This window comes from Streptomyces sp. NPDC001890 (genome assembly GCF_042891445.1).
Taxonomy (GTDB): domain Bacteria; phylum Actinomycetota; class Actinomycetes; order Streptomycetales; family Streptomycetaceae; genus Streptomyces.
The window spans coordinates 208,108-225,646 of the sequence record NZ_JBIATE010000006.1; the positions used below are offsets into that span (position 1 = coordinate 208,108).

Below are 17,539 nucleotides of genomic sequence, written 5' to 3' on the forward strand. Positions count from 1 at the left end.
CGATGGTTGTGCCTGAGGGGGGTGGGGAGTTGCGGGTGGTTCAGCGCAGGGTCGCGCCGCCGTCGACGTACAGCTCCTGCATGGTGATGTGGCGGGCGCGGTCCGAGGCGAGGAACGCGACGGCGTCGGCGATGTCCTCGGGGGCGGCGATCCGGCCCAGCGGGATACCGGTGCGGTAGGTCGCAGGGTCTCCGTCGACGACGCGCTGTTCGGCGTCGGAGCCGGTCCACAGGGCGCGTTGCATCGCCGTGTCGGTGGATCCGGGTGCGACGACGTTGCACCGTACGCCGCTGCGGGCGAGTTCGAGGCCCAGGCATTTGGTGAACATGACCGCCGCGGCCTTCGAAGCGGCGTAGGCGGCCATGCCGGTGCGGGGGATCCCGGCGGCGTTGGAACCGACGGTGATGACACAGCCGTTGCCCCGGCCGGCCATCAGCGGTGCGACGGTCTGCGAGGTGTGCAGGACGCCGTCGGTGTTCACCGCGAAGGTGTCCGACCAGTCCTCGGCGCGGAGTTCGGTGGCGGGGCCGGGACGCAGGATGCCCGCGACGTTCACGAGTACGTCGATGGGGCCGAGTTCGCGCTCGGTCCGGGCCACGGTGCGCTCCACCGACGGCCGGTCGGTGACGTCCATGACGTACGGCTCCAGACGGCCCGTCGGGCGTCCGCTCCCCGGTTTCTCCGCCTGTCGCCGTTTCCACCGGGCGGCCAGGGCATCGATGCCGTCCCGCGCGCGGTCGGTGGCGGCCACCTTGGCGCCGAGGCCGGCGAACAGCTCGGCGACAGCCGCTCCGATGCCTTGTGCGGCACCGGTGACCAGGACGGTACGACCGTCGAACTCGCCGCTCCTGCCCGATATGTGCGTAGGAGTGAGGCCAGGCATGAGTAACCTCCGTTCGGGAAAGTCAGGTAAGGCTAACCTAACTTAAATTGCATGGAGAGGGTGCCGTTGCGGGCTCGTGGTGACCTGACGGGCGGGCCCGTGCGGGGAGTTGGGGTGCGGATGTCCCGCAATGCGAGAAGGGCCGGTGCTCTACGCCCGATGCGTAAGTTAGGTTAGCCTTGCCTTAGTGTGGAGTGGGTCGCCGATCCTCCGCCGTGGCGCCGTCTCCCCATCACCGCCGACGCGTCGACCGCGCTGCCGGCATCCATCTCCGCAGGAGCAACCCGATGAATCAGACCCTGTCGCCCGAACGCGTCCGTGCGGACGTCGCGGAACTGCTCGGCTGCGACCCCGCCGGGATCGCGCCCGAGGAGAACCTCGTCGACCTCGGCCTGGACTCGGTGCGGATCATGGTCCTGGTCGACCGCTGGCGTGGCGCCGGAGCGTCCGCGCTGGAGTTCGCCGATCTGGCCGAGCAGCCCGAACTGGGGCACTGGACCCAGCTGTTGACGGGCGGTGCCGCATGAGCCGGATCGATCACCGGCACCGTCACCTGGACCGGATCGCGGAGGTCCGGGCGGGCCGCCGCGCCGAGAAGGTGGGCTACCCGATCGGCATCCGGGCGACCGAGGTCGTACGCACCGCCATGGTCGGCGCCGGCCTGCTGCGGGTGACGCTGGGCGGGCCCGGCGCCGAGGGGTTCGAGGCCCACGCGCCGGACGAACACGTGAAACTGCTCTTCCCGGATCCGGACGGTTCGCTGCGGCTGCCCGAGCGGAACGGACTGATGCTGAGCTGGCCGCGACCGGCGTCCGTCTCGCGGGAGTACACCGTGCGCCGCCACGACCTGGTCGCGGGCGAGATCGACCTCGACGTCGCCCTGCACGACGGCGGCCTCGCCTCGGACTGGGCGCAGGGGGCGCGGCCCGGCGACATCATGCACATCGCGGGGCCGCCCGGCGGAACGATCGTCCCGCACACCTACGACCGCTATCTGCTCGCGGGCGACATCACGGCCCTGCCCGCGATCGCGCGATGGCTGGAGGAACTGCCCAGGAGCTCGAAGGGCTGGGCGTTCGTCGAAGTCGTCGACGCCGCGCAGGAGATCGAGCTGTCCGCGCCCGAGGGCGTCGAGGTGTGCTGGCTGCACCGCGGCGACCGGCCGGCCGGAACCGGCGACGCGCTGGCACGGTCCGTGACCGCGGTGACCGTGCCCGAGGGGGAGCGGGTGTACGTGTGGGCCGCCGGCGAGGCGGGGCAGATCAAACCGCTGCGCCGCTGGGCCCGCGACGAACTGCGCCTGGAGAAGGCCGACAGCGACATCACCGGTTACTGGAAGCGCGGCGTCGCCGACTTCGACGAGGACGACCACTGACCGACCGGCCGGACAGGGGGCGGGCGTGACGCCGCTCTCCGGTCCGTCCTGACCAAAAGGCCACCGAACAAGGTGTGCCTCACCTGAGCAACAAGGAGTGTTCCATGTCCATACGCAGATCGTCCGGCCTGGTCGGAGCCGCTTCGCTGGCACTGATCCTGACCGGCTGCGGGTTCTCCTCGCAGAGCGGGTCGGACGCCTCGGACCAGGGCGCGACCCGGGTGTTCGCCGCGGACAACGGCAAGATCACCATCCCGGCCGACCCGAAGCGCGTGGTGGCCACCGGCTATGCCGTGCCCGCCCTCATCGAGGCCGATGCACCGCTGGTCGGGATCTCGTCGTGGCAGCGCGGCGAGCCGATGATGTCCACGGAGGACCTGGCCGAGTACAAGAAGCTCCCCAAGGTGGCGGGGGAGCAGGCGGCCGAGACCAACTACGAGGCCGTCGCCGAGGCCGACCCCGACCTCATCGTCATCGGTGTGCCCGCCCCCGTGCTCGGCGACATCGACGTCAAGCGGCTGGAGTCCATCGCCCCGGTCGTGGCGATCGGCCCGACCGTGCCGTCCGCCTGGCGCGAACTGTCCCGCAAGCAGTCCGACGCCGCGGGCTCGCTCAAGCAGTTCGACGCCGCGAAGGACACGTACGAGGCCAAGGCCGCGGAGCTGGCCAAGAAGTACGAGGACGTGCTGCCGCAGCTCAAGTTGGGCCACGTCGGCGCGTACGGGGACGCCGCCAAGGGCACCTTCCAGCGCGAGTTCGACGGCTCGTGGGGCACCAACATCGCCGAGGACCTCGGCGCGAAGTACTACGGCAAGGTCAAGAAGCCCGGCCCCGGTTCGCAATCGGTCAGCGAGTACCCCTCCATCGAGGAACTCCCGGCCGCCTTCCGCGAGGCCGACGTCCTGACGTACTCGGTCGCCGCCGACGGCAGCGTCCCCAAGTCCGTCCAGTACGTCCTGGACTCGAAGCTCTGGAAGAACCTGCCCGCCGTCAAGGCCGGCAAGGCGTTCCCGTTCCGCTACACCGAGGCCGCGACCTACGGCGAGGCCGTCCAGACCCTGGACGCGATCGACAAGTCGCTCGCTCCGCTGCTGAACCGGTGACCGTCGCGGGCCGCGTCTCCCGGACGGCGGGGACCGGGCGGGCCGGGCCGCGGATCGGCCTGCTCGTCGGCGGACTGCTGCTGCTGGCAGCGATCGCCGTGATCGGCATGGGCGTCGGGGCCCGCCACGTTCCGCCCGCCGAGGTGGTGCGGGCACTCTTCGACCACCAGGGCACCGACGACCAGGTGATCGTGCGCGACATCCGGGCGCCGCGCGCACTGCTGGCCATCGCGGTGGGCGCCGCGCTCGCGGTGGCCGGCGCGCTGATCCAGACGCTGGCCCGCAACCCGCTGGCCGAGCCCGGCATCCTCGGGGTCACCGCGGGCGCCGGATTCGCCGTCACCATCGGCTCGGCGCTCGGGCCGGCCGGCGGACAGGCGGGCGAACTGGGCTTCGCGATCGCCGGATCCGTACTCGCCGCGCTGCTGGTCGCCGCGGTCGGACAGCGCTCACCGCTGCGCCTGGTCCTCACCGGAGTGGCCCTGACCGCGGTACTGGGCGGCGTCGCGCTGGGCATGCGGCTGATGCTCCCGGACGTCTTCGACACCTACCGGTTCTGGTCGGTCGGATCGCTCGCGGGCCGCGAACAGGCGCCACTGGCCCTGCCGTTGACCGCGATCGCCGTGGCCCTGCTCGGCGCGCTGCTGCTGAGCCGGGCACTGAACGCCCTGACGCTGGGGGAGAACGTGGCACGGACACTGGGCGCGGGCGTGGGCCGGACACGGGCCGCCGCCCTGGTGCTGATCACCGTGCTCAGCGGGGCGGCGACGGCGGTGGCCGGACCGATTCTCTTCGTCGGGCTGATCGTGCCGCACCTGGTGCGCAGGCCGGCGGCGGGCTCGGTGCCCTGGCTGATCCTTTACGCGATGGTGCTGGGGCCGATCCTGCTCCTGGTCGCCGACATCGGGGCGCGGGTCCTGCTGCCCACCGGCGAGGTGCCCGTGGCCGTCGTGACCGCGTTCCTCGGCGGCCCCATGCTGATCCGGGCCGTCCGCCGGCACGGGACGGGGTCGCTGTGACCGTACCCCTACCGAGGATCGAGCGCCGCACCCTGCTGCTCTGCGCCGCGCTGGTCCCCCTGCTGCTGGGCCTGGGCCTGCTCGGGCTGTGCTACGGGGCGTCATGGTCCACCCCCGGCGAGGTGTTCGCCGCGCTCACCGGGACGGACCGCTCCGTGGTGATCCGGGACTGGCGGCTGCCACGCGTACTGGCCGGGCTGGTCTTCGGCGCCGCACTCGGTGTGGCGGGGGCGATCTTCCAGAACCTCACCCGCAACCCGATGGGCAGCCCGGACGTCATCGGCCTCGACGCGGGCGCCTACACCGGCGCCCTGGTCGCCCTCACCGTGCTCTCGGGCACCTCCGCGCAACTCGCCGTCGGTTCGGTGCTCGGCGGGCTGGCCGTCGCGGCCGCGATCTACCTGCTGTCGTTCGAACGGGGCTTCTCCGGGCTCCGGTTGGTGGTCATCGGCATCGCGATCAACGCGATGGTGACCGCGGTCAACTCCTGGATCGTGCTGCGCGCCGAACTGGAGGTGGCGATCGCCGCCGTCGGCTGGAGCGCCGGCTCGCTCAACGGAGTGGGCTGGGCCGACCTGGGGATCCCCTTCACGGTGATCGCCGTACTGCTGGCCCTGATGGCCTCTCGGGCGCACGCCATGCACCAGGCGTCGCTCGGCGACGCGGTCGCGGTGACCACCGGCGTCGGGATCGACCGGCTGCGGCTGCTGATGGTGCTGGTCGGCGTCGGCTGCACGGCCACGGTGACCGCGGTGGCCGGCCCGATCGCGTTCATCGCCCTGGCCGCCCCGCAGATCGGCCGCAGACTCGCGGGCGCCGCCGGAGTGCCACTGCTCCCGGCCGCCCTGGCCGGGGCCGTACTGCTCCTGGGCGCCGACCTGATCGCCCAGATGCTGCTGGCCCCCGTCGCGCTGCCCGTCGGCGTGGTGAGCACCGCGATCGGCGGCTGCTACCTGATCTGGCTGCTGACCAAGGAGGTGAGGCGCGCGTGACCGCACGCCTGACGGCGCGGGACCTGACCCTGCGCCACGGAGACCGGGTCGTATCCACCCGGCTGAGCACCGATGTCCCCGACGGCGCGTTCACCGCCATCGTCGGCCCCAACGCCTGCGGGAAATCGACCCTGCTGAGCGCGCTGGTCCGGCTGCTGCGCCCGGATTCCGGGCAGGTGGAACTCGACGGCCGCGAGGTCGGCCGCTACGCCCCCAAGGCACTGGCCAGGCAACTCGGCTTCCTGCCGCAGGACCCGCCGGCGCCCGACGACATCAGGGTCCGGCAACTGGTGGGCCGGGGAAGGTTCCCGCACCAGTCGATGCTGGCCCTGTGGTCGCCGGACGACGAGGCGGCCGTCGACACGGCGATGGCCGCCGCCGGCGTCGGCGGCCTGGGGGACCGGCCGGTGCGGGAGCTGTCCGGCGGACAGCGGCAACGGGTGTGGATGGCCATGGTGCTCGCCCAGCAGACGCCGTACCTGCTGCTCGACGAACCCACGTCGTTCCTGGACATCACCCACCAGTACCAACTGCTCGGCCTGCTCGCGCGGCTGCGCGACGAGGGCCGCACGGTGGTCGCGGTCCTCCACGACATCAACCAGGCATGCCGGTTCGCCGACCACCTGATCGCCATGAAGGACGGCCGCGTCGTCGCCGAGGGCGAGCCCGGGGACGTCGTGGACGCCGCACTGATCAAGGACGTCTTCGACCTGCCGAGCGTCATCGTCCCCGACCCGGTGACCGGCACACCGATGGTCGTTCCCACACTGCTAGGAGAGTAAGTTGAGCACCGCAAGCGCCTCCTCGGACGGCCTGCTCGCCCTGACCGGCGCCCAGAGGGGCATCTGGCACGCGCAGCGCCTCGAACCCGACTCGCCGTACTACCTGGTCGGCGACGTGGTGGAGATATCCGGCGACGAACCGGTCGACGTGGACGCGCTCGCGGAAGCGGTCCGGGCGACCACCGAAGAGGCCGAGACCCTGCGACTGCGGGTGTACGACACCCCGGACGGGCCGCGCCAGGCGGTGAGCGGGGAACCGGTCGCGCTGCCCGAGGTGATCGACGTCAGCGGTGCCGCCGACCCCGCGGCCGCCGCTCAAGCGCTCGTCGAGGACGAGCGGGGGCGGGCCGCCGAAGCCTGCCGGGGCATGGTCGACCGGGCGCTCTGCTCACGTACCGTCATCAAGCTGTCGGACCACGAGGTCTGGTACACCCAGCTAGGCCACCACCTGGTCTTCGACGGCTACACCGCCTCCCTGCTCGCCCGCCGCACCGCCGCCCGCTACACCGCCCTGGTGCGCGGAACCGATGTGCCCCGGTCGACGTTCGGCCGGTTCGCCGACCTCGTCGCCGCCGACCGGGCCTACCGGGACAGCGACCGAAGCGCCGAGGACCGCGCGTACTGGGTCGAGCGGTTCACCCCGCTGCCCGACCTCGACGAGCCCGGTGGCTTCGCCGCCGGCGGTCGGCCCGGCCGCACCCTGACCGCCCGCGCCGTCGTCCGCCCCGACGAGACGGCCCGGCTGCGCGCCTTCGCCGACCGGGCCGGCGTCACCTGGGGCGAGGCGCTGATCGCCGGCTACGCCGCCTTCCTGCACCGCATGCTGGGCCGCACCGACGTGGTGTTCGCACTGCCCCTGATGTGCCGGGCCGGCTCGGCCGAACTGCGCACCCCCGCGATGGCCGTCAACGTGCTGCCGCTGCGGGTGACCGTGCGCGCCGGGGACGACCTCGTGGAGCTGAGCCGGCGGGTCGCCACCGCCCTGCGCGAGATGCGCGACCACCAGCGCTACCGGGGCGAGGACCTGCCCCGGGACCTCGCGGCGCCCGGCGCGGGCGCGCTGCTGCACGGGCGCGGGATCAACCTCAAGGCGTTCGACCTGGCACTCGACTTCGCCGGGGCCGCCGGTGTGATGCGCAACGTCGCGGGCGGCCCGCCCGAGGACATGGGCCTCAGCGTCCTGCCGACCCGTGACGGCGGGCTGCTGCTCGGCTTCGAGGTCGACGCCCGCTCCAAGGACCAGGCCGCCGTCGACGGCCTGCTCGCCGGGCTGCGGGCGCTGCTGTCCGGGCTCGCCGACGGCCTGCCCGTCGGGCGGATCGCCCTGACCGACGACGTGGACCGGCTGCTCGCCGACTGGTGCCCGCCCGCGCTGCCCGGCACACCGGTGGACGTGCCGGACGCCTTCGACGCGATGGCCGCCGCCCACCCCGGGCACACCGCCCTGGTCTGCGGGGACGACCGGCTGTCCGCGGCCGGACTGGCGGACCGGGTGCACCGGTTGGCCCGCGCCCTGCGGGCGCGCGGGATCGGGGCCGACGACATCGTGGCCCTCGCCCTGCCCCGCTCGGCCGACTCGGTGACCGCCCTGCTGGCCGTGCTGGACGCGGGCGCCGCGTTCCAGCCCCTGGACACCGCGTACCCGCCCGAGCGGCTGCGCGAGCTGATCGACGACACCCGCCCCGCGCTGGTACTGACCGCCGGCGCGGTCGACGGACTGCCGTGGCACACCCTGCTCGCCGAGGCCGCCGGGCTGTCCGGCGCGCCCCTGACCACCGGTGAACTGGCCGCGCCCCGGCACTCCGAGCACCTCGCCTACGTCATCCACACCTCCGGGTCCACCGGACGCCCCAAGGGCGTACTCGGCCGCGCCGGCGGCCTGGCCGCGCTGCTGCACCACCAGCGCTCGACCGTCGTCGCCGAGGCCGAACGGGCCGCGGGCAGGCGGCTGCGCGCCGCGCACACCTACTCGTTCGCCTTCGACTCCGCCTTCGACCACCTGGTGTGGCTGCTGTGCGGGCACGAACTGCACGTCTACGACGCCGACACCTCCCGCGACGCCGACGCCCTGCTCGCCGCGTACGCCCGCGACGGCATCGACATCGTGGACACCACACCGTCCATGGCCGCGCCACTGGTCGACGGCGGCCTGCTGGACCTGCGGCCCACGCTCCTGGTCCTCGGCGGAGAAGCCACCCCGCCCGCACTGTGGCGGCGGATCGCCGGATCGGGGATCACCGCACGCAACATCTACGGGCCGACCGAGGCGACCGTGGACAGCACCACCGCACGGATCGAGGGCGACGAGCCGGCCGTCGGCCACCCGCTCGCGGGCACCCGCACCTACCTCCTGGACAGCGCGCTGCAACCGGTGCCGCACGGCACGGCGGGCGAACTGTACCTGGCCGGGCCGCACCTGGCCCGCGGCTACCTCGGCCGCCCCGGGGCGAGCGCCGAACGCTTCGTCGCCGACCCCTTCGGCGTGCCGGGGCAGCGGATGTACCGCACCGGCGACCTGGCCCGCTGGGCGCCCGGCCGGGGCCTGGAGTACCTGGGCCGGGGCGACGGGCAGGTCAAGATCCGCGGCCACCGGGTGGAGACCGGCGAGGTCGAGGCGGCGCTCGCCGCGGTGCCCGGGGTGACCGCGGCGGCCGCCGCGGTGCGGTCGTCGCGGCTGGTCGGCTACGTCGTGTCCGCCTCGGTCACCGGGGACGCGGCACGTGCCCACCTGGCCGAGCGGCTGCCCGAACACCTGGTGCCCGCGGCGGTGGTGGTACTGGACCGGCTGCCGGTCACGCCCAACGGCAAGCTCGACCGCGAAGCCCTGCCCGCGCCCGCCCTGCACAGCGGCGGCCGGGAGCCGGGCACCGAGCGGGAGCGGCTGCTCTGCGCGGTCCTCGCCGAGGCGCTCGGCGTCGAACGGGTCGGCGTGGACGACGACTTCTACGCGCTGGGCGGCGACAGCATCACCGCGATCACCGCCAGCAGCAGACTGCGGGCGGCGGGCCTCGGACTGCGGCCCCGGGACCTGCTGGCACGCCGCAGCTTCGCCGCCCTGGCGGCCTCGGCCGAACCGCTGTCGCGGACCCCCGAGCCGGCGGACGACCCGACCGGGCCCGTGCCCGCCCCGCCGATCGCGCGCGGCCTGCTCGACCCGCACCCCGACGTGGACGCCGTCGCCGGATACGCGCAGTGGACCGCCCTGCAGGTAGACGGACTCGACCACCACGACCTGGTCACGGGCGTGCAGACGGTGCTCGACCACCACGACGCGCTGCGGCTGCGGGCCGGCGACGGCCTGGACGTACTGCCCCGCGGCCTGGTGCGGGCCGTCGTCGACGAGGTGCACGGCGAGGACGTGACCGCCCTGGCCGGGCGGCTCGCGGGCGAACTCGACCCGCGCTCCGGCGACCTGCTGCGCGCGGCCCTGCTGCGCACCGGCGACGGCACCCCGGACCGGCTGGTCGTCGTCGTGCACCACCTCGCCATGGACGGCGTGTCCTGGCGCATCCTGCTGCCCGACCTGCACACGGCCTGCACCGGCGGCACGCTCGACCCCGTCGGGGCGTCCTGGCGGTTCCACGCCCGACTCCTCGCCCGTCAGGGGGAATCCGGTGCGCGGCGCGGCGAACTCGACCACTGGCGGACCGCGCTCGGCGCCGCGTCCCGGCTGGGCGCCCGGCCGCTGGACCCGGCGCGCGACAAGGTGTCGACCGCCCACCGCTCGGTCACCGTGGCCTCGGCCGAGGCCACCGAGGCGCTGCTGACCACCCTGCCCGCGGCGTATCGCGCCGGTGTCGACGAGGTGCTGCTCGCCGCGCTCGTACTCGCCCTGCGGGGCTGGGGCCTGCGAGAGAACGCGGTGACCGTGTCGATGGAGAGCCACGGCCGCGAACACCTCGACCTGGCCCGTACCGTCGGCTGGTTCACCAGCGAGTACCCGGTGCGCGTCCCCGCCTCCGACGACGTGGGGCGGACGCTGCGGGCCGCCAAGGAAGCACGGCGCGCCGTCCCCGACGGCGGGGTCGGCTACGGAGTCCTGCGCCACCTCGACCCGGAGGCCGCCCGCGAACTCGCGGCCACCCCGCCACCGGACGTGCTGCTCAACTACCTGGGCCGGTTCGCCCCGCTCCCGGAGACCGGCTGGCGCCTGCCGGAACAGGACGCCTTCCGGGTGATCGAGCCCGGCGCCAAGGCCCTGGAACAGGTGCTGGCGCTCAACTGCTTCGTCCACGAGGAGGGCGCGCCACGGCTCGCCGTCGAGTGGGTCGCCGCGACCGGGGTGCTCGGCACCGAAGCCGTGTCGGCCCTTCAGCAGGCCTGGGCGGCGGCGCTGGACGCGCTGGCCGCGCACGCGCTGCACACCGGGGGCGGGCTCACCCCGTCGGACATCCCGCTGGCCGGCCTCGACCAGGCAGCCATCGACGCCCTCGAACGCACCGGCCGCATCGCCGACGTACTGCCCGCCACACCCCTCCAGGTCGGACTGTCCTTCCACACCCTGGTCCGCGACGACCACGCCGCCGACGTCTACGTCGTCCAGGCCGTGACCACGCTGCTCGGCGAGCTGGACCCGGACCGGATGGCCGGGGCCGCGCACGAACTGCTGCGCCGCCACCCCGCCCTGCGGGCCCACCTGGCCACGGCCGGGGACCTGGTGGTGCAGGTGATTCCCGCCGAAGTCGCCCTGGACTGGCGGGAGGACGACCGGTTCCCCGAAGCGGCCCGCGCCGACCTGGAGCGCCCGTTCGACCCGGCCCGGCCGCCGCTGATCCGCTTCTTGCTGTCCCGGGTCGGGCCCGCCGAGCACAAGCTCGTGATCACCAACCACCACGCCCTGCTCGACGGCTGGTCCATGCCGCTGGTCGGCCGCACCCTGCTCGCCGTCTACGCCGAGCTGGGCGGCGGCCCCGCCGCCCCCGCCGCCCCGCCGCTGTCGGAGTACTTCCGCTGGCTGGCGGGCCGGGACCGGGAGGCATCGCTCACCGCCTGGCGGAACGCGCTGGCGGGCGTCGACGAATCGACCCGGCTGGCACCCGCGAGCACCGGCACCGCCGTCGAGCGGCCCGGCCGCGAGACCGTCCGGCTGGGGCGCGGGTTCAGCGACCGGCTGCGCGCGTTCGCCCGTGAGCGGGGCGTCACCCTGACGACGGTGCTCCAGACGGCCTGGGGCCTGCTGCTCGGCAGGCTCACCGGCCGCCGCGACGTCGTGTTCGGCTGCCCGGTGTCCGGGCGGCCCGCCGAGGTCGATGGCGTGGAGTCGATGATCGGACAGCTCGGCACCACGATCCCGGTGCGCGTGCGGCACACCCAGGACGAGACCGTGCTGGACCTCATGGCACGGGTGCACGCCGAGAGCGTCGTACTGGCCGAGCACCACCACGTGGGGCTGCCCGCGATCCAGCGGGCGGCCGGCCTCGGCGAACTCTTCGACACGATGCTGGTCATGGAGAACTTCCCGCTCTCCAGCCGGAAGCGCACTCCGCTCGCCCCCGGGCTCGACCTGGCCGGGGTGGACATCACCGACGCCACGCACTACGCGCTGACCGTCATCGTGATCCCGGACGACGAGATCACCATCGGCCTCGGACACCAGCCGAGCGCCTTCACCCGGGAGACCGTGCGCGACTACGGCCGCTGGCTGCACAACCTGCTGCGGGAGATCGTCGACGACCCGGCACGGCCCGTGCTCCGGCTGTCCCCGCTCGCCCCCGACGAGCGGGCCCGGATGCTGCGCACCGGCACTTCCGCCGTCCCTGCCAGGCAACGCGGCCACTGGCTGGACGAGTTCGCCGCCCAGGTGGACCGCAGGCCCGGCGCCGAGGCCCTGGTCTGCCGCGAACGCAGCCTGAGCTACCAGGAGTTGGACCGCCGGGCCAATCGGCTCGCCCATGCGCTGATCGCGCGCGGGGTGCGGCCCCAGGACCCGGTCGCGGTCCTGACGGGACGCGACATCGAGATGACCGTGGCCCTGTTCGGTGTGGCCAGGGCCGGCGCCGTGTACGTGCCGATGGACGCGAGCTACCCCCGGGAACGGCTGGCCTACATGTTCGACGACATCGCCCCGGCCGCCGCCGTGACGACCGGCGCCGAACTGCCCGTCGACCGCGACATCCCCGTCCTGCGGCTGGACGACCCCGCCACCCTCGCCGGCGTACCGGACACGGACCCGGCCCAGGCACGCGAAAGGCTCACCGAGGACGCCCTCGCGTACGTCATCTACACCTCCGGCACCACCGGGCGGCCCAAGGGCGTCGGTGTGACCCACCGGGGCGTGCCCGACCTGATCGCGCTCCAGGAGGAGGTCGTCGGGGTCACCGAGCACGACCGGTACCTGCACTTCGCGTCGACCGGCTTCGACGTCGCGTTCTGGCAGACCATGGTGCCGCTGCTCTCCGGCGGTACGTCCGTGATCGCGCCCGAGGAGGTGCGCGTCCCCGGCGACGAACTGCTCGACTACATCGTCGAGCACCGGGTGACCGGAGTGAATCTGCTCCCGTCGTTCCTGGCCGCGATGCCCGACGACCGCACCGTCGACCCCGACGTGTTCTTCGTCGTCGGCGCCGAGCGCCTCGACCCCGAACTGGCGCGGCGCTGGGGCACGGGCCGCAGGGCGCTGTTCAACGCCTACGGGCCGACCGAGGTCACCATCAACTCCACGACATGGCACTACGCCCCGGACGACGAGGGACCGCTGCCGATCGGCCGCCCCGACCCCAACGTCCGCGCCTACGTCCTCGACGGCGGGCTCCAGCCGGCCGGCGTGGGCGTGACCGGTGAGCTGTACCTCGCCGGGCCGAGCCTGGCCCGCGGCTACCTCGGCCGCCCCGGCCTGACCGCCGCCGCGTTCGTGGCCGACCCGTTCGGCCCGCCGGGCGAGCGGATGTACCGCACGGGCGACCTGGTGCGGTGGCGCCCGGACGGACAGCTGGTGTTCCTCGGCCGGGCCGACCACCAGGTCAAGGTCCGCGGCTTCCGGGTCGAGCTGGGCGAGATCGAGTCCACACTGACCGGCCACCCCGACGTACGCGCCTGCGCCGTGATCATGCGGGAGGGCAGGCTCGTCGGCTACGTCATCCCGGCCGACGGCGCCGAACCGGACACCGCGCGGCTGCGCGAGTACCTGGCCGGGGAACTGCCCGACCACATGGTGCCGACGGCGCTCGTGCCGATCGACCGGCTGCCGCTGACCCCCGGCGGCAAGCTCGACGCCGCCGCGCTGCCGGCTCCCGAGACCGCGGTCACGGCCCGGCGCGAACCCGCCACCGAGGCCGAGGCGTTGCTGCTCGACGTGTTCCGGGACGTCCTGGGCACCGATGGGATCGGCCCCGACGACGACTTCTTCGCCATCGGCGGGGACAGCATCGTCTCGCTGCAAGTGGTGTCGCGGGCCCGGCGCCGGGGACTCGGCCTGAGCGCGCGGGACGTGTTCGAGGGCGCGACGGTCGCCGGGATCGCGGCGCGGGCCCGCGCACTCGACGCCGGTGACGCACCCGCGACCGGGGACGCGCCGCTGACCCCCGTCATGCGGGACCTGCTGCGCCGGGCGGGGGCCGCCGCGGACGGCTTCTGCCAGTGGGTGGAGATCTGCGTCCCGCCCGGTGGCGACGCCACGAGCTGGCGGGCGGTGCTCGACACGCTCCTGGCCCGGCACGACGTGCTCCGGGCCCACCTGGCCGGCGACGCCCTGCGCATCCCGCCGGCCGGTGCGGTGACCGGCGCCGAGGTACTGACCTGCGTACGGGCCTCGCACGATCTGCGGGCCCCGGTGGACGCCGCGATCGCCGCAGCCCGGGACGCGATGGACCCGCGCACCGGTCCGCTGCTGCGCGCGGTGTGGGTGGACGCCGGACCGGGCCGGCCGGGCCGGCTCGCCCTGATCGCGCACCACCTGATCGTCGACTCGGTGTCCTGGCGCGTCCTGCTGGACGACCTGGAGCACGTGTACGCGGGCGGCTCGCCGGCCCGGCACGGGCAGTCCTTCCTCGGCTGGGCGCGGTCGCTGCGCGACGCCGACCGCCGGGCCGAACTGCCGCACTGGCGGCGGATGAACGCCACCCCGGCACTCACCACCCGCCCGCTCGACCCCGCGCGGGACACCGCGGCCACCGCGGCGCACCACGAGATCCGGCTCGACGCCGATTCGACCCGCGCACTGATCACGACCCTGCCGGCCGCCTGCCGCACCACACCGGACGCCGTGCTGCTGACGGCACTCGCCCGGGCGGTACGGGACTGGCGCGGGACCCCCGAGGTGCTGGTCGCGCTGGAGAGCCACGGCCGCCCGCGCCACGTCGACGTGTCCCAGACCGTCGGCTGGTTCACCGCCGTGCACCCCGTACGGCTCGACGCGGACGACGACGTGCGGGCGGTCGCGGAGCGGCTGCGCGCACAGGGCGACGGCCTCGGCCACGGCATCCTCACCACGGCGGGCCTGCTGGACCCGGTGGCACCGGAGATCGCCTGGAACTACCTCGGCCGGTACCCCGGCGCCCCCGACCGGGAGACGCCGTGGCAGGCGCCCCCGGACGCCGACCCGCTCGGCTCGGGCGGCCGGGACGCGATGCCCTTGCCGTACGCCCTGATGGTCAACGCCCTGGTACGCGACGGCCTGCTCGGGGTCCGGATCACCCACCCGTCCGAGCTGTTCACCGCCGCCGAGGTCGAGGACCTGGCCGAGAAGCTGCGGACCGCGCTCCTGCGGGTCGCCGCCGCACCGGAGGCCGGGGCGCTCGACCGCGACCGCCCGGTCGCCGACGTACAACCGCTCACCCCCTTGCAGGAGGTGATGCTGCGGCACTCGCGCACCGAGCGCCCCGACCCGTACACCGTGCAGTCGGCGTTCACCCTCGCCGGGCCGCTCGACACCGACGCCCTGCGCGCCGCGGGCGCCGACCTGCTGGTCCGTCACCCGAACCTGGGCGCCGTGTTCCCCGCCGACCTGGCGGTGATCCCCGCCGCGCCCCGGCCGGACTTCCGGGTGGTCGACGGGGAGGCCGAGGAGGTGCTGGCGGCGGATCTGGCCGAGCCGTTCGACCTGGCCCGGGGCCCGCTGCTGCGCCTGACCGTGATCCGGAGCGGCCCCCAGCGCGCCGACCTGGTCCTGACCAGCCATCATGTGCTCTCCGACGGCTGGTCGGCCCCGCGCATCCTCACCGAGCTGTTCGCGCTCTACACGGCGAGGGTCTGCGGCGAGGCCCCCGACCTGCCCGCCCCCGTGCCGTTCGCCGACTACCTGGACTGGTGCGCGGACCACGAACCGGGCCTCGGTGCCTGGGCGGCCGAGCTGGACGGGCTGCCCGAGGGCGACCACCTGGGCACCGGCGAACCCGGTCCGGCCTGGCAGGAACCCGAGGTCATCGAGTTCGACGCGGCGCTGGTCGCCGAGCTGACCGGCCTCGCGGCCCGGCGCGGTCTGACCCGCAACACACTGGTGCAGGGCGCGTGGGCGGTGCTGCTCGCCCGGCGCTCCGGCCGGGCGGACGTCTGCTTCGGCACCATGGTCTCCTGCCGTCCCCCGGAGCTGGCGGGCGTGGAGGAGATCATCGGGCTGCTGGCCAACACCGTGCCGGTACGGGCACGTCTCGGCGGCACGCTCGCCGAGACGCTCGCCGGCCTCCAGTCCCGGCAGCGGTCGCTGGTCGAGCACCACCACGTGGCCCTGTCCGACCTGGAACGGCTGACCGGGCGGCGCAGGCTGTTCGACAGCCTGGTGGTGTTCGAGAACTACCCGGTCGACCCGGACCGCCTCCGCGCACCCGCCCCGGGACTCACGGTCCTCGCCACCCGCTTCCGCGAGGCCACCCACCACCCCGTGACGCTGACCGTCATGCCGGACGGGGACGGCTGGACCGGTGTGCTCGCCCACCGGGCCGGCGTGTCCGTCGACGGGCTCGCCGAGGAGCTCCTCGGCCTGCTCCGCTCCCTGGACAAGCACCTCGACAACGACGTGCGCGATCTCCTGGAGGGCCGGTGACCGCGAAAGCCGCGCCGCCGGACGAGCGGGTGGACGGACAGCTGCTGCGGACCGCGTTCATCCTGGTGCTCGGCACCTTCATGGCGACGCTGGACGCCACGATCGTCAGCGTCGGCATCGACAGCCTGACCGAGGAGTTCGACGCCTCCGTCGCCGGGATCCAGTGGGTCAGCACCGCCTACCTGCTGGCCGTCGTCGCCGCCGTGCCCGCGTCCGGCTGGCTGGCCGACCGGTTCGGCGGCCGGCGGACCTGGCTCGCCGCCGTGGGGGTGTTCCTGCTCGGATCGGTGCTGTGCGCGGCGGCCTGGTCGGTGACCAGCCTGGTCGTGTTCCGGGTGGTCCAGGGCCTCGGCGGCGGGCTGCTTCCGGCGACCGGGCAGGCGCTGCTGGCCCGCGTCGCGGGCCCCGCCCGCACCGGGCGGGTGATCAGTGTCGTCGCGGTCGTCCCGCTGCTGTCACCGGTGTTCGGCCCGCTCGTGGGTGGCTCGATCCTCGCGGTGGCGCCATGGCCGTGGCTGTTCCTGGTCAACCTGCCGATCGGGGTGGCCGCGGTGCTGCTCGCCCGCCGTCACGTGCCCGCCGTACCGCCCTCGACGCGGCGGACGGCGTTCGACCTGCGCGGCGCCCTGCTGCTCTCACCCGGCCTGGCCGTGCTGGTGTACGGGCTGACCGAGGTCGCCCACGACCGGACCCTCCCGGCGGTGGCCGGAGTGTCCGCGGGGCTGGCGCTGCTGGCCGGCTTCACCGTGCACGGGCTGCGGACCCGCCGCACACCGCTGATCGATCCCCGGCTGTTCGCCCGGCCGCCCTTCGGCGCCGCCGCCGTGGCCCTGCTCGTACTGGGCGCGTCGGTCTTCGGCACGATGTTCCTGCTGCCGCTGTACTTCCAGGCCGGCCGCGGAATGACGGCATGGCAGGCGGGGCTGCTGCTCGCCCCCCAGGGGCTGGGCGCGGCGGCCGGGTCGGTGCTGGTCAACCGGACCATCCGCAGGGTCGCGCCGAGGACCCTGGTCGTCACCGGCATCGTGCTGATCCTCGCGGGCACGGTGCCGTTCACCCGGCTCGGCCACGGGGTCCCGGACGCCGTGATCGCCGCTGCGCTGGTGGTACGCGGCTTCGGGATGGCCATGGTCGGCGCGCCCGTGATGAACATCGTCTACAGCCGCATCGCGCCCGAGCAGCTCCCGCGTGCCTCCGGGGCGCTCAACCTGCTCAACACCGTGGGCGGCTCGGTCGGCACCGCCGCCCTCGCGGTGGTCCTGCAGAACCGGCTGTCCGCCCGCGGCCCGGACATCTCCGCCGCGTTCGGCGACACGTTCTGGTGGGTGCTCGGCTTCTGCCTGTTCGCCGCCGTAGGGGCGACGCGGCTGCCCCGGACCGAGGCCAGGAGGCCATGAGCCGCGAGCCAT

At 74.2% G+C, this 17,539-nt stretch carries 9 protein-coding genes; 8 read left to right on the forward strand and 1 reads right to left on the reverse strand.

Annotated features, from left to right (window positions below):
• Window positions 1-40: 40 nt before the first annotated feature.
• Entirely contained in the window at window positions 41-883 is an 843-nt protein-coding gene (locus ACFYY1_RS19055; protein WP_388586658.1) for a 2,3-dihydro-2,3-dihydroxybenzoate dehydrogenase, read from the reverse strand.
• A 287-nt stretch (window positions 884-1,170) separates the two neighbouring features.
• Between ACFYY1_RS19055 and ACFYY1_RS19060 the strand changes: the two genes are divergently transcribed.
• The 8 genes from ACFYY1_RS19060 (at window position 1,171) to ACFYY1_RS19095 (ending at window position 17,527) form a co-directional block, all read left to right on the forward strand.
• Window positions 1,171-1,410 carry a phosphopantetheine-binding protein gene (locus tag ACFYY1_RS19060; protein ID WP_388586661.1) on the forward strand — a complete coding sequence of 80 codons (240 nt, stop codon included), beginning with the start codon at window positions 1,171-1,173 and terminating at the stop codon, window positions 1,408-1,410.
• The gene (locus tag ACFYY1_RS19065) at window positions 1,407-2,258 is read left to right on the forward strand and encodes a siderophore-interacting protein (protein ID WP_388586664.1); all 852 of its coding nucleotides are present in this window, start codon (window positions 1,407-1,409) and stop codon (window positions 2,256-2,258) included. Before ACFYY1_RS19060 ends, ACFYY1_RS19065 begins: the two co-directional genes overlap by 4 nt.
• A gap of 104 nt (window positions 2,259-2,362) precedes the next feature.
• Window positions 2,363-3,361 (forward strand): ABC transporter substrate-binding protein, encoded by a 999-nt coding sequence (locus ACFYY1_RS19070; RefSeq protein ID WP_388586667.1) that lies wholly within the window; start codon window positions 2,363-2,365, stop codon window positions 3,359-3,361.
• Window positions 3,358-4,380, forward strand: coding sequence for a FecCD family ABC transporter permease (locus ACFYY1_RS19075; protein WP_388586670.1), 1,023 nt, complete (start codon window positions 3,358-3,360; stop codon window positions 4,378-4,380). Before ACFYY1_RS19070 ends, ACFYY1_RS19075 begins: the two co-directional genes overlap by 4 nt.
• Entirely contained in the window at window positions 4,377-5,372 is a 996-nt protein-coding gene (locus ACFYY1_RS19080; RefSeq protein WP_388586673.1) for a FecCD family ABC transporter permease, read from the forward strand. The genes ACFYY1_RS19075 and ACFYY1_RS19080 overlap by 4 nt, the downstream gene beginning before the upstream one ends.
• On the forward strand, window positions 5,369-6,154 hold the full coding sequence (locus ACFYY1_RS19085) for an ABC transporter ATP-binding protein (protein ID WP_388586675.1): 786 nt from the start codon (window positions 5,369-5,371) through the stop codon (window positions 6,152-6,154). The genes ACFYY1_RS19080 and ACFYY1_RS19085 overlap by 4 nt, the downstream gene beginning before the upstream one ends.
• A 1-nt stretch (window position 6,155) precedes the next feature.
• A complete protein-coding gene (locus ACFYY1_RS19090) occupies window positions 6,156-16,130 on the forward strand; it encodes an amino acid adenylation domain-containing protein (protein ID WP_388586678.1) in 9,975 nt (3,324 codons plus the stop codon).
• Window positions 16,127-17,527, forward strand: coding sequence for an MDR family MFS transporter (locus tag ACFYY1_RS19095; protein WP_388586681.1), 1,401 nt, complete (start codon window positions 16,127-16,129; stop codon window positions 17,525-17,527). The genes ACFYY1_RS19090 and ACFYY1_RS19095 overlap by 4 nt, the downstream gene beginning before the upstream one ends.
• Window positions 17,528-17,539 lie beyond the last annotated feature (12 nt).

Bases quoted from the DNA above. Each gene is read 5' to 3' on its own strand.
- ACFYY1_RS19055 (WP_388586658.1), bottom strand. From the start codon at position 883: ATGCCTGGCCTCACTCCTACGCACATATCGGGCAGGAGCGGCGAGTTC.
- ACFYY1_RS19060 (WP_388586661.1), top strand. From the start codon at position 1,171: ATGAATCAGACCCTGTCGCCCGAACGCGTCCGTGCGGACGTCGCGGAA.
- ACFYY1_RS19065 (WP_388586664.1), top strand. From the start codon at position 1,407: ATGAGCCGGATCGATCACCGGCACCGTCACCTGGACCGGATCGCGGAG.
- ACFYY1_RS19070 (WP_388586667.1), top strand. From the start codon at position 2,363: ATGTCCATACGCAGATCGTCCGGCCTGGTCGGAGCCGCTTCGCTGGCA.